This window comes from Kitasatospora sp. NPDC086009, assembly GCF_044540385.1.
GTDB lineage: Bacteria > Actinomycetota > Actinomycetes > Streptomycetales > Streptomycetaceae > Kitasatospora.
In genome coordinates, this window is sequence record NZ_JBITSA010000001.1 from 627796 (window position 1) to 649362 (window position 21567).

Below are 21567 nucleotides of genomic sequence, written 5' to 3' on the forward strand. Positions count from 1 at the left end.
GCGCGGCAGCGGGCCGGCCCCGGGAGCGCCAGCGCCCTACGTCACCAGCGCCGCGGCCTCCGCCTCCCGGGCCGCCGCGACCATGCCCGCCAGGGCGGCCCGGCTCGCCCCGAGGACCAGCAACTGCCGGTCGAGCGCCGCCAGCCGGTCTTCGAGCACCTCCAGCACGCACGAGTCCACCGTGTTCTCACCGCTCACACAGGGCAGCACATCGCGGATGGCACTGGTCGAGAGCCCCGCGCCCAGCAGGGCCCGGATCCGGCGCACGACCACCGGCGCGTCGGCGCCGTACCGGCGGTGGCCGCCGTCGCGCCGGCGGGTCTCCAGCAGCCCCTGCTCCTCGTAGTACCGCAGCAGGCGGACGCTGACCCCGGTCTGCGCCGACAGTTCACCGATCCGCATGTGACCCTCCGAACGCGCGGCCGCGCATCGCTCACCGACGGTGATTGTAACGCCGAAGGGCACACCCGATCGCGTGCGGAGCGAGTCACCGACTCAGGTGCAGTACACGTGATTTGACGGCCCGTCGGGCCCATGGGAAAGCGGCGGCCGGACAGCGGAGAGAGCCGGGTGGCCGGGACGGGCACCGCTCTCCGTCCCGGTCGCCCGGCCCACCGTTCGCGCCTGCGCCGATCCGTCAGCCGAGGATCCGGAACGCCGAATCCGGCTGCCCCGCGTACGCGTTGCTCAGCGCGAAGGTCCGGCTGCTGGGGCGGAAGATCCCCACCTGCTCCGCGCTGCCGAGCCGGGAGCGGCGGCGCCGACGAGTTGCCGGCACGTCGGCCGTCGCCGGTCCGCGGGGGCAGCGTCAGAGGAGGTCCGGGAGGTCGGTGCGGGCGGTCACGCCGAGCTTGGGGTAGGCCTTGTAGAGGTGGTGGCCGACCGTGCGCGGGCTGAGGAAGAGCTGGGCCGCGATGTCGCGGTTGGTGAGCCCCCGCGCCGCCAGCCGGACGATCTGCAGTTCCTGCGGGGTGAGGGTGGCCAGGGGCCCCACCGGGGCGTCGGCGGGGGCCGGGGCGCCGGCTCCGGTGGCGGTGAGTTCGGTGCGGGCGCGGTCGGCCCACGGGTGGGCGGCGAGCAGTTCGAAGGTCTCCAGGGCGGCGCGCAGGTGCGGGCGGGCGTCCGTGCGTCGGCGTTCGCGGCGCAGCCACTCGCCGTAGAGCAGCGCGGTGCGGGCCTGCTCGAAGGGGCGATGGGTGCCGTCGTGGAGATCGAGGGCCGCGCGGTAGGCGGACTCGGCGAGTTCGTCCGGCCCGAGCAGTGCCTGGCAGCGCAGCCGCAGCGCCTCCGCCCACGGCACGGCGGTGGCGCCCGCCCAGCGGGCGAAGCGCTCGTACGGTTCGGCGGCCCGCTCCGGGGCGCCCAGCCGGACGGCGGCCTCGACCAGGTCGGGGACGGCCCGGGTGGCGCCCACGTGGTGGCGGTAGGGGCCGGTGGTGAGCGCCTGGAGGCGCTCGGCGGCATCGGCGGCGCGGCCCCGGCCGAGGTCGAGCAGGGCGAGCGCCCACTGGGCCCAGGGCTCCCCGGGCGCGGGCGCGGGTTCGCCGCCGCCGGGCCCCGCCCCGGTGTCGGTATGGGTGAGCGCCGTCGCCGTCCGCGCGGTCGCGGTGAGCGCGGCGCACTCCTGCTCCGCGCCGCGCAGCGCGGCCAGGAAGCCGAGCAGGGCGCTGAGTTGGCTGACCCACTGGTGCTGGCCGGTGTCCCGGGCCAGGGCCAGGGCCTCGGTGGCGGTGACCTCGGCGTCGCGGTGCCGCCCGTGGAACAGCTCCGCCTCGGCGAGGAAGAACTGCAGCGTGGGCAGCACCCCGACGGTGCCCTTGGCCCGGGCCTCGGCGACGAGTTCGGCGCCGAGTTCCACCGTTTCGGCGTCCCGGCCGAGGACCAGCGTCACCCCGCAGAGCTGGACCAGGTCGCTCGGCGTCTCGGCGCCCGCCCGACGGGCCGCCGCCGCGGTGTCGCGGGCGGCCGGCAGCGGCGGGGCCGGGCGGCCCAGCGCGGGCAGGACGGCCGCCGACAGGTGGCGGGCGAGCGGGGTGAGCGGATCCCCCTCGGCCAGCGGGAGCGCGGCGAGCCGGTCGAGCACGGCGACCACCGGCTCCTCTCCGGCGTACCAGGCCGCGTGGAAGGCCTGGAGCAGCATCCGGGCGGCGTGCGGCGCCTCGATGTCCGTACCGGCCGCGTCCAGCAGCAGCCGGTAGGCCGCCGGGTAGGAGCCGCGCCAGAAGTGCGCGGTGGCCCGGACCTGGTCCAGCAGAGCGTGCGCGAAGACGCTGTCCGTCCGGGCTCCGGCCTGCTCGGCGAGCGCCTCGGCCTGTGCCAGCTTGCCCTCCTCGGTGGCGGCCTCGGCCGCCAGCACCAGGCGCCGGGTGGCGCCGTCGCGGTCGGGGGTGAGCCGGGCGGCGCGCTCGTACGCGGCGGCGGCGCCGCCGTGCGCGCCCCTGGTCTCCGCGCTGACGGCGGTGCGCTCCAGGGCGTCGGCGAGGTCGGCGTCGGGCGCGGTGGCGGCGAGGGCCAGGTGCCAGGTCCGGCGGTCGCCGTTCTCCAGGGCTCCGCCGATGGCCCGGTGGACCGTCAGACGCTGTTGCACCGGGGCGCGTTGCAGGATCGCGGCGCGCAGCAGCGGGTGCCGGAACGCGAGGCGGCGGTCGGCGCCCAGGGCGACCAGGCCCGCCTCCTCGGCGGGGGCGAGGTGGTCGGCGCTCACGCCGAGGGCGGCCGCGGCCGCCAGCACGACGTCGAGGTCACCGTTCTCCTCGGCGGCGGCGACCAGCAGTAGGGTCTGGGTGGCCGGCGGCAGACCGGTGACCTGGCCGTGGAAGGCGATCTGCAGACGGCTGGTGAGCGCCAGCCCGCCGGAGGCCGCCCCCGCCCGGCCGGGGGCGGATCCCTCGACCGGGACGGGCAGTTCGGTGAGCGCCAGCGGGTTGCCCGCGGACTCGGCGAGCATCCTGCGGCGGACGTCGCCGGTCAGCGCCGACGCGGTGCGGGAGTCGAGCAGCAGGGCGGCGGCGGGCTCGGTGAGCCCGGCCAGCCGGAGTTCGGGCAGGCCGGTCGGCGGCAGACCGTCGCCGGAGGTGCCGGAGGCGCCCGCGTCCCGGGTGGCGAGCAGGAGGGCGACGCCCTCCGCCTGGAGCCTGCGGGCGGCGAGCAGCAGGGCGTCCAGCGAGGCCCGGTCCAGCCACTGCACATCGTCGACGACACACAACAGGGGCTGATCGGAGGCGAGTTCGGCGAGCAGGCCGAGCGTCGCGAGACCGGTGAGCAGCCGGTCGCCGCCCGGCTGCGCCGGTACGGCGGCGTCCCCCAGTCCGAACGCGCCCTCCAGGGAACGCCGTTGCGGACCAGGCAGAGCGGCGAGCCGGTCCAGCCCGGAGGCGAGCAGCAGACTGAGCCCGGCGAACGGGAGTTCGGCCTCGTACTCGACGCCGGTCGCCCGGATCACCCGGAACGCGCCGCCGCCCGCCGCCACCGCGTACTCCAGCAGCGCGGTCTTGCCGATCCCCGGCTCGCCGCGCAGCACCAGCACCCCGCTGCGGCCCGCCTTCGCGCCGTCGAGCAGCGCGTCGACGACGGCCTGCTCCTGTTCCCGCCCGTAGAGCATCCCCATCCTCCGACCCTACTGGCGTGGCCTACCTACGGCCCCGGCGGTGCGCCCGCTCCCCTACCTATCCGTGACGGATTCGCCGACCGGGCGTCGTCCGTACCTTCATGAGCAGCGGGAACGACCCGCCGAACCACCCAGCAGGACACGGGAGAAGACGATGAACGACATTCAGGTGACCGACCTCCACCGGCTCGCCGAGCGCTACCTCGCCGCCTGGAACGAGACCGACCCGGCCGCCCGCCGCAAGCTGGTCGACGAGGCGTGGGCCGAGGACGGCAGCTACACCGACCCGCTGGCCGCCGTCACCGGCCGGGACGGCGTCGACGCCCTGACCGGCGCGGCCCAGGCGCAGTTCCCCGGCCTGGAGTTCACCCTCGGTCCGGTCGACGCGCACCACGGCATCGCCCGGTTCACCTGGAACCTCGGACCGGCGGGCGGGGAGGCCCTGGTGGTCGGGTTCGACGTGCTGGTCGCCGGTCCGGACGGCCGGATCGCCTCGGTGTACGGCTTCCTGGACCGCGTCCCGGGCGCCTGAGCCGCCGGAGGAGGCAACGGGGGCGGGCGACGCACCCGCCCCCGCGCCCGGCCGACCCGCGCCCGGCCGACCCTCGCCCGGCCGACGCCGTGCGCACCCACGCCCGACCCCCGCCCCGCTCCCGAAACCGCTCCCGAAACCGCCGAGGAGAGCCCGCGATGAGCACCGCCCCGCCCGCGCCTACCGGCCTGCCCACGAGCACCGCCCCGCCCACCCGCACCGCCCTGCCCACGAGCCCGGTCACGGCCGGGGCTGCGGCCGGGGCCGCGGCGCCCGCCACCCGGGGCCTGCTGCCGGTCGTCCTGACCGCCACCTTCATGACCGCCCTCGACGTCTTCGTGGTGAACGTCGCCGTCCCGTCCGTCCAGGCCGACCTGGGCGCCGGCCCGGCCGCCGTCCAGTGGGTGATCGCCGGTTTCGCCCTGGCGCTGGCCGCCGGGCTGATCACCGCCGGCCGGCTGGGCGACCGCTACGGGCGGCGCCGGGTGTTCGCCCTCGGCCTGGCCCTGTTCACGCTCGCCTCGGCCGGCTGCGGCCTGGCCCCGACCGCCGCCACCCTGGTCGGCGCCCGGATCGCGCAGGGGCTGGCGGCGGCGCTGATGGGCCCGCAGGTGCTGGCCATCCTGCGCACCGCGTTCAGCGGTGCGGCGCAGGCCCGGGCGTTCGCGATGTACGGGCTGACGATGGGCGTGGGCGCGGTGTTCGGCCAGCTGATCGGCGGCGCGCTGATCCGCGCGGACCTCTTCGGCCTGGACTGGCGCAGCTGCTTCCTGCTCAACCTGCCGGTCGGCCTGGCCGCGCTGGGCCTGGTCCGCCGCTGCTTGCCGGAGTCCCGCGCCCCGCACCGCCCCGGGCTGGACCCGGTGGGCGTCCTGCTCGTCACCGTCGCGCTGACCGGCCTGGTGCTGCCGCTGATCCAGGGCCGCGAGGCCGGCTGGCCGCTCTGGACCTGGCTCTGCCTGGGCGCCGCCCTCGCCCTGCTCGCCGGCTTCGCCGTCCACCAGCACCGGCACACCGGGACGCCGCTGGTCGACACCGGTCTCTTCCGGAGCCGGGCCTTCGCCGCCGGGCTGCTCGCCCAACTCGCCTTCTGGCTCGGCCAGGCGTCGTTCTTCCTGGTGCTCGCCCTGCACCTGCAGCAGGGCCGCGGCCTGGACGCCCTCGGCTCCGGCCTGGTCTTCACCGCGATCGGCGCCGGCTACCTGCTCACCTCCACCACGGCGCACCGCGTCGCCGCCCGCCTCGGCCGCCAGGCGATCGCGCTGGGCGGGCTGCTGATGGCCGGCGGGCTGGGCCTGCTCGGCCTCGCCGTCCACGCCGGTGGGACGACCGGCGGCGTCTGGTGGCTGGCGCCGGGCCTGTTCGTGGACGGTCTCGGGATGGGGCTGGTGATCGCGCCGGTGACCAGCGTCGTGCTGGCCTCGGTCGAGCCCCGGCTGGTCGGGTCGGCCGCGGGGCTGTTGGCCACCGTGCAGCAGGTCGCCGGGGCGCTCGGGATCGCGCTGATCGGGATCGTCCACTACGGCGCCGGCGACCCGGTCACCGCCCTGGAGCGCAGCGTCGCCGCGCTGGCGGTGCTGGAGTTGCTGCTGGTGGGCTTGGTGCAGCTGCTGCCCCGCCGGACGCCCTGAGGGGAGCGCGGCAGGGCGGGTGGACCGGTCCCGGTCCACCCGCCCGTTCCGTTCACTCCCCCCGATCGGGTTGGATGGGTGGATGAGCGAGGAGAAGAGCGCCGTACCGGCGTGGGAGCAGCGGTTCAGGGCAGCCAGGGTTTCCCTCCCGGACTGGGCGGAGGACGCCCCCGACCGGTCGCTGTACGTGTCCAACGCGACCGGTACCTACGAGGTGTACGCCTGGGACCGCGCCACCGACACCCACCGGCAGGTCACCGACCGGCCGAACGGCACCACCGACGCCGAGCTGTCGCCCGACGGCGCGTGGATCTGGTGGTTCGACGACAACGACGGCGACGAGTTCGGGATCTGGCGCCGCCAGCCGTTCGCCGGCCGCCCGGAGGACGGCGCCGGCTCTCCCGACGAGGAGGCCGTGCCCGGCCTGGCCGCCTCCTACTCCGCGGGCCTCGCCCTCGGCCGGGACGGCACGGTCGTGGTAGGCCGCTCCACCGACGAGCACGGCACCACCCTCCACCTGCGCCGCCCGGGCGCGGCCGAGGCGGTGGAGATCTACCGCCACGAGGAGTACGGCGGCATCGGCGACCTCAGCTACGACAGCGCGCTGCTCGCCATCGACCACACCGAGCACGGCGACGCGATGCACTCGGCGCTGCGGGTCGTCCGGCTCGCCGACGGCGCGACCGTCGCCGAGCTGGACGAGGTCACCGGGCACCCGGAGCCGCGCGGCATCGCCTGCCTCGGCTTCGCACCGGTCGACGGCGACACCCGGCTGCTGGTCGCCCACCAGCGCACCGGCCGCTGGGAGCCGATGATCTGGGACGTGGCCACGGGGGCCGAGACCGCGCTCGCGCTCCGCGACGAGCAGGGCCGCGAGCTGCCCGGCGACGTCTCCGCCCAGTGGCGCCCCGACGCCCGCGCGCTGCTGGTCGAGCACGAGTACGAGGCGCGCAGCGAGCTGTTCTCGTACGCCCTCGACACCGGGGTACTGACCCGGCTGGAGACCCCGCGCGGCACCGTCGGCGGCGCGACCGCCCGCCCGGACGGCACGGTGGAGTTCCTCTGGTCCTCCGCCGCCGAGCCGTCCGCCGTCCGGTCCACCGCCGGCACGGTCGTCCTGCGGGCGCCGGGCCCGGTGCCGCCGGGCTCGGTACCGGTCGAGGACGTCTGGGTGGACGGCCCGGGCGGCCGGGTGCACGCGCTGGTCCAGCGCCCGGTCGGCGACGGCCCGTTCCCGACCGTCTTCGACGTCCACGGCGGACCGACCCACCACGACAGCGACTCCTTCGCCGCCGGCCCGGCCGCCTGGCTGGACCACGGCTTCGCGGTGGTCCGGGTCAACTACCGCGGCTCCACCGGCTACGGCCAGGCCTGGACGGACGCGCTGCACGAGCGGGTCGGCCTGATCGAGCTGGAGGACATCGCCGCCGTCCGCGCCTGGGCGGTCGCGAGCGGGCTCGCCGACCCGGAGCGGCTCGTGCTCACCGGCGGCTCGTGGGGCGGCTACCTCACCCTGCTCGGCCTCGGCGTGCAGCCGGAGAACTGGACCCTCGGCGTCGCCGCCGTCCCGGTCGCCGACTACCTGACGGCGTACGACGACGAGATGGAGGCGCTGAAGTCCCTGGACCGCACGCTCTTCGGCGGCACACCGACCGAGGTGCCCGAGCGCTGGACCGCCTCCTCGCCGCTGACCTACGTCGAGCGGGTCCGGGTGCCGGTCTACATCAGCGCCGGGGTGAACGACCCGCGCTGCCCGATCCGGCAGATCGAGAACTACGTGGAGCGGCTGGAGCAGCTGGGCCGGCCGCACGAGGTCTACCGGTACGACGCCGGGCACGGCTCGCTGGTGGTGGAGGAGCGGATCAAGCAGCTGCGGCTGGAGATCGACTTCGTCCGGCGGCACCTGGGCGCGGGGAGCGCCGGGGCGGATCAGGGCGAGCCGAGCGACGGGGGCAAGGGGTGAGACGTCGGCTGACGCTCACGGGGGTGGGGGTGGCCGGGGCGCTCGCGCTCACCGGCTGCTCGGGTCAGGACGGCAGCGACGCGGCCTGCCCGCCGCCGCTGCCGCCGTCCAGCCGGCCGACGGCGACGGCCACCGCGACGACGGCCGCGGCCGGGGCGGCGGGGGGCCCGGCCGTCCGGGCGGTCTTCCGCGCGGCCGACGTCGCGGTGGCCGTGTCAGGTGCGTCGGGTACGTCGGGTGCGTCGGGTGCGTCAGGTGCGGCCGTCACAAACGTCACGGCCGTCACGGACGTCACGCGGGCCGACGCCGGTGACGGGGCGGTCGTGCTCGCCTCGTCCAAGTCGTCCGGGTCGAAGTCGTCCGGGTCCAAGGGGTCGAAGAACTCCAAGAGCGGGCGCAGCACCCGCCACCACACCGACCACTACGACTCGGACGACGACAGCGGCAGCGGGAGCGGGAGCGGCCGGTGCGGCAACCCGCCCCCGACGGTCTCGCCGTCCTCGACCCCGTCCGGCACACCCTGGTCCCCGCCCGCGGCGACTCCGCACCCGACGCCGGCCGTGCCGACGGCGCCCGTTCTGCCGTCCAAGCCGGCCGTCCCGCCGGCGAAGCCCTCACGCTGAGCCCGGCGTCCGGAGCGATCAGCCCCGCGTCCGGCGAGCTGGGTCCGGAGGGCTGAGCCCGGCGTCCGGAGCGCCGAACCCGCCCCGGGCGGCCGCTCGCACCCCGGCCGGGGCTACTCCAGGACCGGGTCCAGCCCGAGGGCCCGGTCCTGCTCGGCCTCCGCCTCGCGTCGCACCAGGCGGAACCACATGAAGACGACGAAGCCGCCGAAGACGAACCACTCCAGGGTGTACCCGAGGTTCTGGAACGCCCGCAGGCTGAGGCCGTCGCCGCCCTGCGGCTGCACGGTCGGCACCGGGGTCAGCCCCGCCGGCACGGTGTCCGAGGACACCCAGCCGTCGTACCAGCCGTCGTAGGAGAGCTTGTTGACGAGCGAGGCCTTGTTGATCGTGCCGAGCTGTCCGGCCGGGAGCCCGCCGGCCACGGCGCCGCCGCTGCCGCTGCTCTCGCCGGCCTGCAACCGCCCGGCCACCGTGACCTCGCCGGCCGGCGGCAGCGCCGTGGCGGCCGCGCCCTCGGCGGGCGTGCCCGGCGCCCAGCCGCGAACCACCGCGACGATCCGGCCGTCGTCGGTGCGCAGCGGGGTGAGCACGTAGTAGCCCTGCTTGCCGTCCAGCACCCGGTTGGGCACGAGCAGCTGGTGTTCCTGGTCGAAGGTCCCGGACACCGTCACGGCCCGGCCGACGGTGTCGGTGGTGACCTGCGGCCGGTCGGGGCCGAGCAGTTCGCCGAGCGGCGCGGCCGTGCCGGCGTCGTCCACCGCCTTGCTGATCTCCTGATGCGAGGAGACCTTGTCCTCGAACCGGCCGAGCTGCCAGGAGCCGAGCCAGACGCACACCGCCACGGCCGCGACGGCCAGCGCGGTGCCGCTCAGCCAGCGCGGAGTGAGGAGGAACCGGTACACACCCCCCACGGTAACCAGTCCTCACACCCCGCCCGACCACAGGGGCCCCGCCACGCCCGCCCGGACCGGGGCCGGGCACCGCGGCCGGGGCCCGCACGAGCGGGCCGGCACCCGGCGGCGGGGTCAGTCGGAGGACGGCGAGGTGGACGGCGCCGAGGTCCCGGTCGGGGTGGGCGCCACGACGGCCTGCGGCACCGTGCGGTAGACCGTGCCCGAGCAGGCCCCCGGCAGGACGACGGAGGCGGCGCTCGGGCTGCCGGGCGCCGGGGTGTGCGCGAGGGTGACGCCGGCCGGCGGCGCGGTGGGGCCGGAGGTCGGGGTGGCCGAGGGGCTCGGCGCCGTGGTCGGGCCCGCCGTCGGGGTGGCGGATGCCGGGGGCGCCCCGGTCGGTGCCGCCGAGGCTCCGATCGCCGGGGCGACGGCGCCCGTGCCGGAGCCCGCGGCCGAGCCGCCCGGTCCGCCGGACCGCAACGCCTGGGCGCCGCCCGAACCGGAGCTGCCCGGACCGCTCTGGCCGGCCGTCGCACTGGGCGAGACGCCGCCCGCGGTCCGGCAGCCGCCGCCGTCCGGCACCCAGCCGAAGTCCACCCGGTAGGCGGCCTGCGGTGCAAGGAGCAGCCCGGGGCCGTCGCCGCCGCCCGGTCGCGGGGCGGCCAGGTCGGTCGCCGGATCGTCCGCCGTGTGGTCGGTCACCCGGATCCGGGACTGGTCCGTCCCGGTGGCACCGGTCACCGCGACCGAGCCCGGCCCGCCGAGCCGGCAGGTGTGCGCGGAGGTGTTGACCACCGTGAAGTACCCGTAGATCCGCCCGTCCCCGTCGGCCGCGCCGACCCTGGCCGTCCCCTGCCCGAGGTCGCCCCGGAGGCAGAGCGGTACGGGCGCGTCGTCGCCCCCGCCGGTGCTGGAGGCGCTGGGCCGGGCTGACGCGCCCGCTCCGGCGTCGGCGCTGCTGGCTCCCGGGCGCGGCGGTGTGCTCGCCGAGCCGGACGGGCTGCCGGCGCCCGGTGAACCACTGGCCTCGGGGTGCGGCAGCGCGTTCGGGCCCGGGGCGTCGGTGCCGGCCGTACCCTCGACGGTGGCCGAGGGCGTCGCGCCGGACGCGCCGGGGGTGCCGGGGCCGCCGGAGAGTCCGAGGTGGTCGTCGTCGTGCAGGGCCGGCAGGCCGATCGCCACCGCGACGGCCAGTGCGGCGGCCGCGGTCCAGGCGCCGCGCCGGGCGGCCCGCCGCCGGGGTACCGCGCGGCGGATCCGGTGCAGTCCGGCGGGGTCGGGCTGCACCTCGGCCACGGCGCGCTGCAGCAGCACGCGGACCAGCAGCTCGTCGGTGTCGAGCCCGTCGGTGGGCGGCCCGTCGGGCTTCGGGGCGAGCGCGTCGGGGCCCAGCGCCTTCGGACCGGGTGCGTCAGGACCGGGCGTCGGGCCGAGCGTCTTCGGACCGGGCGCCTTCGGCCCGCGCATGTCAGGACCGTCCGCTCTCGGGCCCTGCGCCGTCGGGCCGTTCCCGTCCGGGCCACCGCTCGTACCGACCCGGTCGTCAGCCATGCCCGGCCTCCATCTGGACCCGCAGCGCGGCGATCCCTCGCGAGCCGTAGGCCTTCACCGAGCCGAGCGAGATGCCCAAGGTATCCGCGACCTGTGCCTCCGTCATGTCCACGAAGTAACGGAGCACCAGAACCTCCCGCTGACGACGTTGCAGACCACGCAGCGCGGCCTTCAACTGGTCGCGCTCCAGCGCATCGTAGGCTCCTTCTTCTGCACTGGCCATGTCAGGCATCGGCTTCGGCAGCAGCCGCAGGCCGAGGATCCGCCGTCGCAGCGTGGAGCGGGACAGGTTGACCACGGTCTGCCGCAGGTAGGCGAGCGTCTTCTCCGGCTCGCGCACCCGGCGGCGTGCCGAATGCACCCGGATGAACGCCTCCTGGACCACATCCTCGCAGGTCGAGAGGTCGTCGAGGAGCAGCGCCGCCAGCCGCAACAGGGAGCGGTAGTGGGCCTGGTACGTCTCGGTGAGCAGGTCCTCGCTGGTACCCGCGCCGGTACCGGCACCGGAGCCCGCCGTGCCGGGTGCGACCGCCGTCATCTGGCTGTCTTCCGGCCTATCCGCAGGCCGCTGGGCACGCGGCGAGAACGTCACCACGGCCGCTGCCGAGATGCCCGCCCCTGCCCCCACCATCACGTTCGCCACGCCCGTTGGACACTCGATCCCCTGTCATGGTTGCCCCAGCCCACGGAACATTCTCGCGTACGGGCGGCGGCCCGCTCCAGGGGATTCCGGCGGATTGGGCAAGTGACCTCCGAAGGACCGCAGAAGGCGCACGGAATCTCACGACGTCTCACGGTTCTCGCCGCTTTCGGAGCCCGTCCGGTCCCGCCCCGGTCCCGCTCCGGTCCCGCTCCGCCCCTTGGAGCCTTGCGGAGGGACACGATCCATTCCCGTCCCCGGCCCCTACCGGTCTCACGGTCGGTTCCGTTCCGACGGTTCATCCGGCCCCCGCGTCGTCCGGCGTCACCCGCCTCCACCCGGCCGTCCGGGGCCTCGCGGCCCCGCCCCGGCCCACGGCGCGTCAGACGAGGAGTTCGCCCGCCACCAGCTCGGCGATCTGCAGGGCGTTGAGCGCCGCGCCCTTGCGCAGGTTGTCACCGCAGAGGAACAGGTCCAGCGCCGCCGGGTCGTCCAGCGCCCGCCGCACCCGCCCGACCCAGACCGGATCGGTGCCGACCACGTCGTTCGGGGTGGGGAACTCCCCGGCCGCCGGGTCGTCGTACAGCACCACGCCGGGGGCGTCACGGAGGATCTGCTGGGCGTGCTCCTGGGTGACCTCGCGCTCGAAGACCGCGTGCACGGCCAGCGCGTGGGTGCGCACGACCGGGATGCGGACGCAGGTCGCGGAGACCCGCAGGGCCGGCAGGCCGAGGATCTTGCGCGACTCGTCGCGGAGCTTCAGCTCCTCGGACGACCAGCCGCCGTCCATCAGCGCGCCCGCCCAGGGCACCGCGTTGAGCGCCAGCGGGGCGGCGAACGGGCCGTTGTCGGCGATCACGGCACGCAGGTCGCCGGTCTGCTCGCCGACCTCGGTGCCCGCCACCAGCGCGACCTGGGCGCGCAGCGCGTCCACCCCGGAGCGGCCCTCACCGGAGGCCGCCTGGTAGGAGGCGACCACCAGTTCGCTGAGCCCGTACTCGGCGTGCAGCGCGCCGATCGCGGCGATCATCGCCAATGTGGAGCAGTTGGGACCGGCCACGATGCCGCGCGGCCGCATCCGGGCCGCCGCCGCGTTGACCTCGGGGACGACCAGCGGGACGTCCCCGTCCATCCGGAACGCGCCGGAGTTGTCGACCACCACCACGCCCTTGGCGGCGGCGATCGGCGCCCACCGGGCGGAGACCTCGTCGGGCACGTCGAACAGCGCGACGTCGATCGCCTCGAAGGCCTCCTCGGTGAGCGGGAGCACCTCGACGGACTCCCCGCGCACGGTCAGCTTGCGGCCGGCCGAGCGCGGGGAGGCGACGAGGCGCACCTCGCCCCAGATGTCCTGACGAAGGGAGAGCAGGCCGAGCAGCACCTCGCCGACCGCGCCGGTGGCGCCGACGACGGCGAGGTTCGGCCGGCGGGTCATCGCCCGGTGCCTCCGTAGACGACCGCCTCGTCCGACTCGCTGTCCAGCCCGAAGGCGCTGTGGACGGCGCGCACGGCCTCGTTGACGTCGTCGGCCCGGGTGACGACCGAGATGCGGATCTCCGAGGTGGAGATCAGCTCGATGTTGACGCCGGCCTCGGAGAGCGCCTCGAAGAAGGTCGCGGTGACCCCCGGGTTGGAGCGCATGCCGGCGCCGACCAGGGAGATCTTGCCGATCGCGTCGTCGTAGCGCAGCGACTCGTAGCCGATGCCCTCCTTGACCCGGCCGAGCGCGTCGATGGCCTTCTGGCCCTCGGTCTTCGGCAGCGTGAAGGAGATGTCGGTCAGCCCGGTCGCGGCGGCCGAGACGTTCTGCACCACCATGTCGATGTTGACCTCGGCGTCGGCGATGGCGCGGAAGATGCGCGCCGCCTCGCCCGGCTTGTCCGGCACGCCGACGACCGTGACCTTGGCCTCGGAAGTGTCGTGGGCGACTCCGGAGATGATGGCCTGCTCCATCTCGCCCCCTTCGGGCTGGTTCGGGTTGTCGTTGCTGACGATCGTCCCGGGAAGACCCGAGAAGGACGAGCGTACGTGAATCGGGATGTTGTAGCGCCGCGCGTACTCCACGCAGCGGTCGAGCAGCACCTTGGAGCCGGACGAGGCCAGCTCCAGCATGTCCTCGTAGGCGATCCAGTCGATCTTGCGGGCCTTCTTCACCACGCGCGGGTCGGCGGTGAACACGCCGTCCACGTCGGTGTAGATCTCGCAGACCTCGGCCCGGAGGGCCGCGGCGAGGGCGACGGCGGTGGTGTCCGAGCCGCCGCGACCGAGCGTGGTGATGTCCTTGCCGGTCTGCGAGACGCCCTGGAAACCGGCCACGATCGCGATGTTGCCCTCGTCCAGGGCGGTGCGGATGCGGCCCGGCGTCACGTCGATGATGCGCGCCTTGTTGTGGACGGAGTCGGTGATGACACCGGCCTGGCTGCCCGTGAAGGACTGGGCCTCGTGACCCAGGGATTTGATCGCCATGGCCAGCAGCGCCATGGAGATGCGCTCTCCAGCGGTCAGCAGCATGTCGAACTCACGGCCGGCAGGGAGGGGTGACACCTGCTCCGCGAGTTCGATGAGCTCGTCCGTCGTGTCGCCCATCGCGGACACCACGACGACGACCTCATGGCCGGCCTTCTTGGCGTCAACGATTCGACGGGCCACGCGCTTGATGCCTTCGGCATCCGCAACGGATGAGCCGCCGTACTTCTGCACGACAAGGCCCACGTGCGCTCCTCGACTTGTGTCGTTTCCGGGGGCGCTGGGCCCCCGCACCCCCGGGTGGCGGGGGTTGTGCGGTCCGCGCCAGTCTACCGAGCGGGGGTGCCGCGACTGCCGCTTTCCATATGATGAGACGCCCGTTTCAGCAGGTGGGCGGCGGTTCGGGGGTGGCGACCGGCAGGTCTGCGGGCTTTCCGGTGCGGCTCCGGAGAATCGGCGGACGAACGGACGGCGGCCCCGGGGTTTTCCCTTCCACCGGAATCCCTGAGGCGTCCGTCACAGTCCGTTCCCGCCCGTTCCCCGCCCGTTCCCCGCCTCCGGGGCTGCCCGTCACCGTGCCGCCTGTGCTGCCCGCACTGCTCGTGCCGCCCGTCGTACGGCTGCCCGGTCTGCTACCGGCCCAGGCCCAGCTCGGCCGCCATCAGGTCGCCGGCCTGCTGCTCCAGCTGCTCGTCGGTGAGCCCGTCGTCGTCGGTGTCCGCACCGTCCGGCACCGCCCCGATCGGGCTGTCCAGCCGGACGTGGGCGATCAGCGACTGCAGCGCCCGCAGCACCGCCGAGCAGGTCGTGCCCCAGTTGGAGAGGTACGAGAACTGCCACCACCAGAGCGCCTCGCTGACCCGCCCCTCGCGGTAGTGGGTGAGCCCGTGCTGGAGCTCGCTGACCACGCCGGCCAGGTCGTCCGAGATCCGGAAGGCGTTCGGCTTCTCCGGCGGCCCGTACGGGTCGAAGACCTCGTGGTAGACGTCGATCGGCGCGAGGAGCACGGCCAGCCGCTCGCGCAGCTGCTCGCTGTCCGGCTCCGGACCGGTGTCGGGCTCGAAGCGGTCCTCCGGGACGACGTCCTCGATCGCGCCGAGCCGACCGCCGGCCAGCAGCAGCTGCGAGACCTCCAGGAGGAGCAGCGAGACGGCGCTGCCGGGCTCGTCGCCCTTGGCGACCTCGGTGACGGCGAGCACGAAGCTCTCCACCGAGTCCGCGATCTGCACCGCGAAGTCGTCCGGCTCCGAGCCGTGCGCATGGACGTGCGGGGCGGGCCGGTCCTGCTGCGGGCCTGCCTGGTGGGGCGTGTGGGGCTGCTGGTTGATCGTCCGGTCAGACATCGAGCAGTCGTCTCCCTTCGAAGGCGCGGCCGAGGGTCACTTCGTCCGCGTACTCCAGATCCCCGCCGACGGGCAGACCGCTCGCCAGCCGGGTCACCTTCAGGCCCATCGGCTTGCAGAGCCGGGCCAGATAGGTGGCGGTCGCCTCCCCCTCCAGGTTGGGGTCGGTGGCCAGGATCAGCTCGGTGACCGTGCCGTCCGCGAGGCGCGCCAGCAGCTCGCGGATCCGCAGGTCGTCCGGGCCGACGCCCTCGATCGGGCTGATCGCGCCGCCCAGTACGTGGTACCGGCCGCGGAACTCGCGGGTGCGCTCGATCGCGACGACGTCCTTGGGCTCCTCGACCACGCAGATCACCGCGAGGTCGCGGCGCGGGTCGAGACAGACCCGGCACTGCTCGGCCTCCGCGACATTGCCGCAGGTCGCGCAGAACCGGACCTTGTCCTTGACCTCCAGCAACGAGTGCGCCAGCCGGCGGACGTCGGTGGGGTCTGCCTGCAGGATGTGGAAGGCGATCCGCTGCGCGCTCTTGGGCCCGACGCCGGGCAGCCTGCCCAGTTCGTCGATCAGGTCCTGAACCACGCCCTCGTACACGTCGCGCCTTCCCTCAGGGGTCTGTGGTGCACCGGTTGCCCGATGTCCCGGTGCCATCATCCAACGAATCGGGCGCCGGGCACACCGCCCGACGCCCTACTCCCGCATAAATCACACAGGTCTGTTATCCGAACTTCAGACCTTCATGACTTCGGTCTTTCCGACCCGATTCGGCCATCCGACCAGGTCAGAACGGCAGACCGGGGATTCCGCCGCCGCCCAGGCCCTGGGTCAGCGGGCCCATCCGCTCGGCCTGCAGCTTCTGCGCCGCCTGGTTGGCGTCCCGGACGGCCGCGAGGATCAGGTCGGCCAGGGTCTCGGTGTCCTCCGGGTCGACGGCGGCCGGCGCGATGGCCAGGGCCACCAGCTCACCGGCGCCGGTCACGGTGGCCTCGACCAGGCCACCGCCCGCCGAACCGTTCACCTTCGTCTCGGCCAGCTCCTGCTGCGCCTGGGCGAGGTCCTGCTGCATCTTCTGCGCCTGCTTGAGCAGCTGCTGCATGTTGGGCTGGCCACCACCGGGGAACACGGCTCACTCCTTGCGTTCTGCGTCCGTCGCTTCGTCCTGGCACGCCTGCGCCGACCGCGCCGCCGGCCGTGCCGGCCCGGCGTCGCGCGGACGTCGCCGCGTCGTCGCACCGAGCCTACGTGCTACCGGTGCCGGGCGTCCGATCGGTCACCGGCCGGGTCCCGCTCGGGCCGCGGACTCGCCGGCCGCCCCTGCCGGCGCGCCGCCCGCCCGCCGGTCAGTTCCCGCCGTGGCGGATCTCCTGCAGCACCGTCGCGCCCAGCTCGCGGATGATCAGCTCCTGGCCGGAGAACGTCTCCTCCTTGAGCTCCGGGTCGTCCTCCTCCGGGATGTCGTCCTCCAGCGCGACCGACTGCGCCGGGCGCCCGGCCGGCGGAGCCGACGGGGCCTGCACCGGCGGAGGTACCGGCGCGGGCGGCATCGTGGGGGGCGTGGCCATCGGCGCGGGCGCCGGTACGGGCGCCGGGGCGGCGGCCTGAACCGCAGGCGCGGGCGCCGCCGGACGCGCCGGGGGGGCGCCCCAGCCGCCGGTGGAACCACCGGGGCTGCCCGGGTTGCCGGAGCCGCTGCCGCCGGGATTCCCGCCCCCGGCGCCGCCGGTCCCGCCGGAGCCGCCCGACGGGTCGATGATGCACTCGATCCGCCAGTCCACACCGAGCGCGTCCGCCAGCGCCTGGCGCAGTACGTCGTCGCTGTTGCTGCTGACGAAGCTGTCCCGCGCGCCCGCGTTGATGAAGGACACCTGGAGCACGCTGCCGTCGAACCCGGCCACCTGGCCGTTCTGGCTGAGCAGGATCCAGGTGAAGCGGCGGCGGTTCTTCACCGCCTCCAGGATCTGCGGCCACATCTGCCGGACCTGCCCGGCCCCCTGCTGGGCGGCGCCCGACGGCTGCCCGCCGCCGGCCGCGGCGGCCGGAGCGGGGGCGGGCGCGGCCACCGGGGCGGCCTGGACGGGCGCGGGAGCCTGCTGCACGGGCGGCGCCGCCGCCGGGGCGGGCGCACCCCCGCCCGGGGAGAAGCTGCGCGGGATCGGCCACGCACCCGGCGCGGGCGCTGCCGGAGCGGCGGCCTCCTGCGCCGGGGCCGCGGGCGCTGCCGGCGCCTGCACCGGGACGGCCTCCGCCTGGGGGGCCTGTACGGCGGGAGCCTGCGGGGCAGGCGCGTACATCACAGGGGTCTGCGCCGGGGTCTGCATCGGGGGCTGCGTGGCGGGAGCCTGCACGGCGGGAGCCTGCATCGGGGCCGCGAAGCCCCCGGTGGCTGCCCGGCGCTCCAGCTTGTCCAGCCGCGCCTGCAACGACAGCTCGTCGCTGTACGCGCCCGGCAGCATCACCCGGGCGCAGATCAGCTCCAGCTGCAGCCGGGGCGCCGCGTTCCCGCGCATCTCGGTCAGTCCGGTGTTGACGATGTCCGCGGCCCGGCTGAGCTCGGCCGCGCCGAACGCGTCCGCCTGCGCCTGCATCACCGCGACCCGGTCCGCCGGGGCGTCGATCAGCCCCTTCTCCCCGGCGTCCGGCACCGTGGCCAGGATCACCAGGTCCCGGAGCCGCTCCAGCAGGTCGGTCACGAACCGGCGCGGATCGTGCCCGCCCTCGACCACCCGGTCGATCACCTGGAACACCGTCGCGCCGTCCTGCCCCGCGAAGGCGTCCACCACCTCGTCCAGCAGCGCGGAGTCCGTGTACCCGAGCAGCGCGGTGGCCATCTGGTAGGTCACACCGCCCTCGGTCGCACCCGCGAGCAGCTGGTCCATCACCGACATCGAGTCACGCACCGACCCGGCCCCGGCCCGGACCACCAGCGGGAAGACGGAGTCCTCCACCTGGATCTGCTCCCGGCCGCAGACCTCCGCCAGGTAGTCGCGCAGCGTGCCGGGCGGCACCAGCCGGAACGGGTAGTGGTGCGTCCGGGAGCGGATCGTCCCGATCACCTTCTCCGGCTCCGTGGTCGCGAAGATGAACTTGAGGTGCTCCGGCGGCTCCTCCACCACCTTCAGCAGCGCGTTGAAGCCCGCCGAGGTCACCATGTGCGCCTCGTCCAGGATGAAGATCTTGTACCTGCTGTGCACCGGCGCGAAGAACGCGCGCTCCCGCAGCTCACGGGCATCGTCCACACCACCGTGCGAGGCGGCGTCGATCTCGATGACGTCGATCGAACCGGGCCCGCCCGTCGCCAGGTCACGGCAGGACTGGCACTCACCGCACGGCGTCGGCGTCGGCCCCTGCGCGCAGTTCAGGCAGCGGGCCAGGATGCGCGCGCTCGTCGTCTTCCCGCAACCGCGCGGGCCGCTGAACAGGTAGGCGTGGTTGACCCTGTTGTTGCGCAGGGCCTGCTGGAGCGGAGCGGTCACGTGCTCCTGCCCGATGACCTCGGCGAAAGTCTCGGGGCGATAGCGGCGGTACAGGGCTAGGGACACACCACCGACGATATCGGGACGAGCCGACAAACGCGTCGCCCCTCAACGGCCCCCGCCCGCCCCCGGGAACGCAAAGACCCCCCGCGCACCCGCCAGAGCCCTCCTACCCTTGCTGCCTTCCGGCCCTGGGGGGGTTCAGAGAGATAACGCCACACGAGGGGCTGACACCCACAGTACCGGATCCCGGCCCCCGTCCTCCACCACCCACCCTCCCCACCCCCGCTCCGCGATCCGCAGGCCACACCCCCGGACCACCCTCGACATACGTGGTCGCAACCACCCCCGAACATGTACTAAGCTCTCCCACGGAGGATTCGCCTAGAGGCCTAGGGCGCACGCTTGGAAAGCGTGTTGGGGGCAACCCCTCACGAGTTCGAATCTCGTATCCTCCGCACTCGCCCGCCAGGGCAAACGAGGGCCCCGACCGCTCAGCGGTCGGGGCCCTCGTCGTTGTGTGGTTGCAGTTTTGGTTGCAGTTGCCGGGATCCACCGGGTGGGGCGGCGACACGACCACATCCAACTGACGGCCTCTCTGGCCGGGCCTCGCATTCGCGCCCGCCGGGCACTGCTCCTCTGGCAGGGTGCAATCCATGGCCGCGTCCGAAAAGACCCGCAAGATCATCTGGTGTGAAGCAGGCGGCAGGTGCGCGATCTGCCGGGTGCAGGTGGTGACACCCGGGACTGACTGCGACGACCCCTCGGTCTTCGGCGAGGAGGCTCACATAGTCGCCCGGTCGAAGGGTGGACCGAGAGCTGGTGGGCTGGACGACGCGTCCATCGACAGCCATACGAACCTGGTCCTGCTGTGCAGCAAGCATCACAAGCAAATCGATGACCAACCAGGGCACTTCACGGTGGATCGACTGCTCGAGATCAAGGCCCAGCACGCCGCATGGACGCGCTCGCTCGGCGAGGCAACGTCAGGCCGGCTGAAGTTGGTGCCCGACCCGGAGTTCCCGCAGCCTCGGATCCTGAAGCTGATCACCCGCGGGAACCCGCTGTGGAACATGATCAAGTCCAGCGTCACCTTCGAGTACGCGCTGCCAGACGGTCTCCCCGAGGAGGATGAAGACCTCATTCTGGAGTTCTTGGATGTGGTCCAGGACCACTGCGACATCGCAGCCGAGCTGCACAGTGTGCGCGAGAACCGCGACGCCGAGAAGGGGTTGCAGAGCTACCTGAGCAGGCTCGCCGAGCGCTACTTCCTGGTGGGCGCCTTCGTACGCCACATGCTCTTGACTGATGGCTCCGGCCAGGAGGGCACACCCTGGCCCATGCTCCGCGTCGAGGTCCAGCCAGCTTCGCACGCCACGATCACGGACGAGAGTGGCAGACCCTATCCCAGCAAGCAGCCGCGCGCGGGAGTTCCTGACGAGGAGCAGAGCGCATGACTGAGCGAACGATCTACCTCGACCCCGATCGACGCGACCCCAGTTCTCGAAGGATTACTGTCCGGCCCCACCGTTGGTACGCCATGGTCGAGCTCAACCGCGATGGGACCCGGCGGGGAGGCTCCCCAGATCTTCCGACCGCCTACATGGAGGGCGTCACCCACGCGCAGCGCACGTCCTTCGATCACATCCGGTACGACGGGTATCTGGGCACCCTCTCATGTAGCAGTGGACCAAGCTGGATCGGTCTGCCTGTTCCCTTTGCCCAGATCGAATCGGCAGTGGAAGCGCTGTCCGATGCCGAGCTCAACCAGGACTACAGCGGACTTCATGCCCTCGCTGACCGGCTGGCGCTCCCCATCGAGGACTGGCTTGCGCCTGGCGAACGGGAGCTGGTCCGCGGCGTCAACTTTTTCGCACCACCCGGCGTTTTTCTGCGCTTCCTGCGCGGCAAGGCCAAGCGGCACGGGGTGCGTCTCAATGGCCGGGCCACCGCCGGCAGCGTGTGGGTTCGCCCGACACTGCCGTTCATCGAGAAGCACAAGCGGGAGCTGTTTCCCGAGCAGCACCCCGGCTGGGTGGACCGATGGACCGGATACGTTGAGCCGGAGGATGCGCCTTACCGGCCATGGGTGGGCGGCAGAGGACAGAACCTCAGCCACCACGCGGCCCCCGTCCAGTTCCAGCATGTACAGACGCCGAGTGACAGCAAATGCCCCTGCGGAATGACGCTGCGAGCTCCTGAGGACGGCGGAAATGAACACGCCGCCCACCACGCGACGTGGGCAATCGGCGTTCGGGTACCCAAGAACTTGGACTGGTGGGGCGACCTGGCCGTGGTGACGACCGAGTCGCCGATTGCCTGGCGGAAGCTGACCTACCAGGTGGGGCGGATGCCGCAGCGAGAGAACGGCTACGACGCCAACTCGTGGTCGCACCTTGGTGAGCCTACGCAGACCCCGGACAGGGTGCGCGCATACCTGCTGCAGGCCAACGGGTACGTCATCGGCTACCTGGCGACCCACGACGTCCGAAGGCACCACCACTGGGACCTGCTCGATGATTCGGAGAACGGCGATCAGGACGACACCCTGCGTCCGTGCATCGACCTGATCTGGGTGGCGGACTCCTATCGCCGAAAGGGCGTTGGCGCGACGCTCGTACACACCCTCGCAAACGACTCCGGGTGCGAGATCACCGATGTGTCCTGGTCGACCCCGGTCAGCGGCGCCGGCCTGCGCCTCGCACGCCGGATCTCGCCCGAGGGCATCTGGATCAGCTAACGCGGCAAGCGGCATCCCAGTGACAGGCTCCGGCGTGAGCGGCGAGTCCGCGCTGCGACCGCACTGCGCGATCTGCGATAGCGCCAACCGGACCTGCGCCGGAG

At 73.9% G+C, this 21567-nt stretch carries 19 protein-coding genes, 1 tRNA gene and 1 other RNA gene; 7 read left to right on the forward strand and 14 right to left on the reverse strand.

Annotated features, from left to right (window positions below; translation table 11 throughout):
• Positions 1 to 36: 36 nt before the first annotated feature.
• From ACIF6L_RS02935 to ACIF6L_RS02945, 3 genes are all read right to left on the reverse strand, one after another.
• Complete coding sequence (locus ACIF6L_RS02935; protein ID WP_396485953.1) at positions 37 to 402, reverse strand: MerR family transcriptional regulator; 366 nt, start codon at positions 400 to 402, stop codon at positions 37 to 39.
• 235 nt (positions 403 to 637) lie between these two features.
• Positions 638 to 778 (reverse strand): hypothetical protein, encoded by a 141-nt coding sequence (locus ACIF6L_RS02940; RefSeq protein ID WP_359833996.1) that lies wholly within the window; start codon positions 776 to 778, stop codon positions 638 to 640.
• Between the two features lie 30 nt (positions 779 to 808).
• On the reverse strand, positions 809 to 3607 hold the full coding sequence (locus ACIF6L_RS02945) for an AAA family ATPase (protein ID WP_396485954.1): 2799 nt from the start codon (positions 3605 to 3607) through the stop codon (positions 809 to 811).
• A 154-nt stretch (positions 3608 to 3761) separates the two neighbouring features.
• Between ACIF6L_RS02945 and ACIF6L_RS02950 the strand changes: the two genes are divergently transcribed.
• From ACIF6L_RS02950 to ACIF6L_RS02960, 3 genes are all read left to right on the forward strand, one after another.
• On the forward strand, positions 3762 to 4139 hold the full coding sequence (locus ACIF6L_RS02950) for a nuclear transport factor 2 family protein (protein WP_396485955.1): 378 nt from the start codon (positions 3762 to 3764) through the stop codon (positions 4137 to 4139).
• Between the two features lie 158 nt (positions 4140 to 4297).
• Positions 4298 to 5770, forward strand: a complete 1473-nt coding sequence (locus ACIF6L_RS02955; RefSeq protein ID WP_396485956.1) for an MFS transporter — start codon at positions 4298 to 4300, stop codon at positions 5768 to 5770.
• An 82-nt stretch (positions 5771 to 5852) separates the two neighbouring features.
• On the forward strand, positions 5853 to 7733 hold the full coding sequence (locus ACIF6L_RS02960; RefSeq protein ID WP_396485957.1) for a S9 family peptidase: 1881 nt from the start codon (positions 5853 to 5855) through the stop codon (positions 7731 to 7733).
• A gap of 64 nt (positions 7734 to 7797) precedes the next feature.
• Here the strand turns inward: ACIF6L_RS02960 and ACIF6L_RS02965 are convergent, their stop codons facing one another.
• A complete protein-coding gene (locus tag ACIF6L_RS02965) occupies positions 7798 to 8136 on the reverse strand; it encodes a hypothetical protein (RefSeq protein WP_396485958.1) in 339 nt (112 codons plus the stop codon).
• A 63-nt stretch (positions 8137 to 8199) separates the two neighbouring features.
• On the opposite strand from ACIF6L_RS02965, the gene ACIF6L_RS02970 reads away from it, so the two are divergent.
• Entirely contained in the window at positions 8200 to 8412 is a 213-nt protein-coding gene (locus tag ACIF6L_RS02970; RefSeq protein WP_396492460.1) for a hypothetical protein, read from the forward strand.
• A gap of 57 nt (positions 8413 to 8469) precedes the next feature.
• Here the strand turns inward: ACIF6L_RS02970 and ACIF6L_RS02975 are convergent, their stop codons facing one another.
• The 10 genes from ACIF6L_RS02975 to ffs all read right to left on the reverse strand — a co-directional run bounded on the left by ACIF6L_RS02975 (position 8470) and on the right by ffs (position 18952).
• Entirely contained in the window at positions 8470 to 9261 is a 792-nt protein-coding gene (locus ACIF6L_RS02975; RefSeq protein WP_359804107.1) for an SURF1 family protein, read from the reverse strand.
• A 123-nt stretch (positions 9262 to 9384) separates the two neighbouring features.
• Positions 9385 to 10803, reverse strand: coding sequence for a hypothetical protein (locus ACIF6L_RS02980; RefSeq protein WP_396485959.1), 1419 nt, complete (start codon positions 10801 to 10803; stop codon positions 9385 to 9387).
• Positions 10796 to 11341: a SigE family RNA polymerase sigma factor gene (locus ACIF6L_RS02985; RefSeq protein WP_329492163.1), complete on the reverse strand. Its 546-nt coding sequence runs from the start codon at positions 11339 to 11341 to the stop codon at positions 10796 to 10798. Before ACIF6L_RS02985 ends, ACIF6L_RS02980 begins: the two co-directional genes overlap by 8 nt.
• Positions 11342 to 11825: 484 nt before the next feature.
• Positions 11826 to 12878 carry an aspartate-semialdehyde dehydrogenase gene (locus ACIF6L_RS02990; RefSeq protein WP_396485960.1) on the reverse strand — a complete coding sequence of 351 codons (1053 nt, stop codon included), beginning with the start codon at positions 12876 to 12878 and terminating at the stop codon, positions 11826 to 11828.
• The gene (locus tag ACIF6L_RS02995; RefSeq protein WP_329488605.1) at positions 12875 to 14155 is read right to left on the reverse strand and encodes an aspartate kinase; all 1281 of its coding nucleotides are present in this window, start codon (positions 14153 to 14155) and stop codon (positions 12875 to 12877) included. Before ACIF6L_RS02995 ends, ACIF6L_RS02990 begins: the two co-directional genes overlap by 4 nt.
• Before the next feature lie 386 nt (positions 14156 to 14541).
• Entirely contained in the window at positions 14542 to 15252 is a 711-nt protein-coding gene (locus tag ACIF6L_RS03000) for a DUF5063 domain-containing protein (protein ID WP_329488607.1), read from the reverse strand.
• Positions 15245 to 15844 (reverse strand): recombination mediator RecR, encoded by a 600-nt coding sequence (gene recR, locus ACIF6L_RS03005; RefSeq protein ID WP_329488609.1) that lies wholly within the window; start codon positions 15842 to 15844, stop codon positions 15245 to 15247. Before recR ends, ACIF6L_RS03000 begins: the two co-directional genes overlap by 8 nt.
• A 187-nt stretch (positions 15845 to 16031) precedes the next feature.
• The gene (locus tag ACIF6L_RS03010; RefSeq protein ID WP_329488611.1) at positions 16032 to 16373 is read right to left on the reverse strand and encodes a YbaB/EbfC family nucleoid-associated protein; all 342 of its coding nucleotides are present in this window, start codon (positions 16371 to 16373) and stop codon (positions 16032 to 16034) included.
• Positions 16374 to 16590: 217 nt separating this feature from the next.
• Positions 16591 to 18789, reverse strand: coding sequence for a DNA polymerase III subunit gamma and tau (locus ACIF6L_RS03015; RefSeq protein WP_396485961.1), 2199 nt, complete (start codon positions 18787 to 18789; stop codon positions 16591 to 16593).
• A 72-nt stretch (positions 18790 to 18861) separates the two neighbouring features.
• Positions 18862 to 18952: signal recognition particle sRNA small type (gene ffs, locus ACIF6L_RS03020), an RNA gene on the reverse strand.
• A gap of 144 nt (positions 18953 to 19096) precedes the next feature.
• Between ffs and ACIF6L_RS03025 the strand changes: the two genes are divergently transcribed.
• The 3 genes from ACIF6L_RS03025 (at position 19097) to ACIF6L_RS03035 (ending at position 21463) form a co-directional block, all read left to right on the forward strand.
• Positions 19097 to 19181, forward strand: a tRNA-Ser gene (locus ACIF6L_RS03025).
• Between the two features lie 198 nt (positions 19182 to 19379).
• Positions 19380 to 20180 (forward strand): HNH endonuclease, encoded by an 801-nt coding sequence (locus tag ACIF6L_RS03030; RefSeq protein ID WP_396485962.1) that lies wholly within the window; start codon positions 19380 to 19382, stop codon positions 20178 to 20180.
• Entirely contained in the window at positions 20177 to 21463 is a 1287-nt protein-coding gene (locus ACIF6L_RS03035; protein ID WP_396485963.1) for a GNAT family N-acetyltransferase, read from the forward strand. The genes ACIF6L_RS03030 and ACIF6L_RS03035 overlap by 4 nt, the downstream gene beginning before the upstream one ends.
• Positions 21464 to 21567 lie beyond the last annotated feature (104 nt).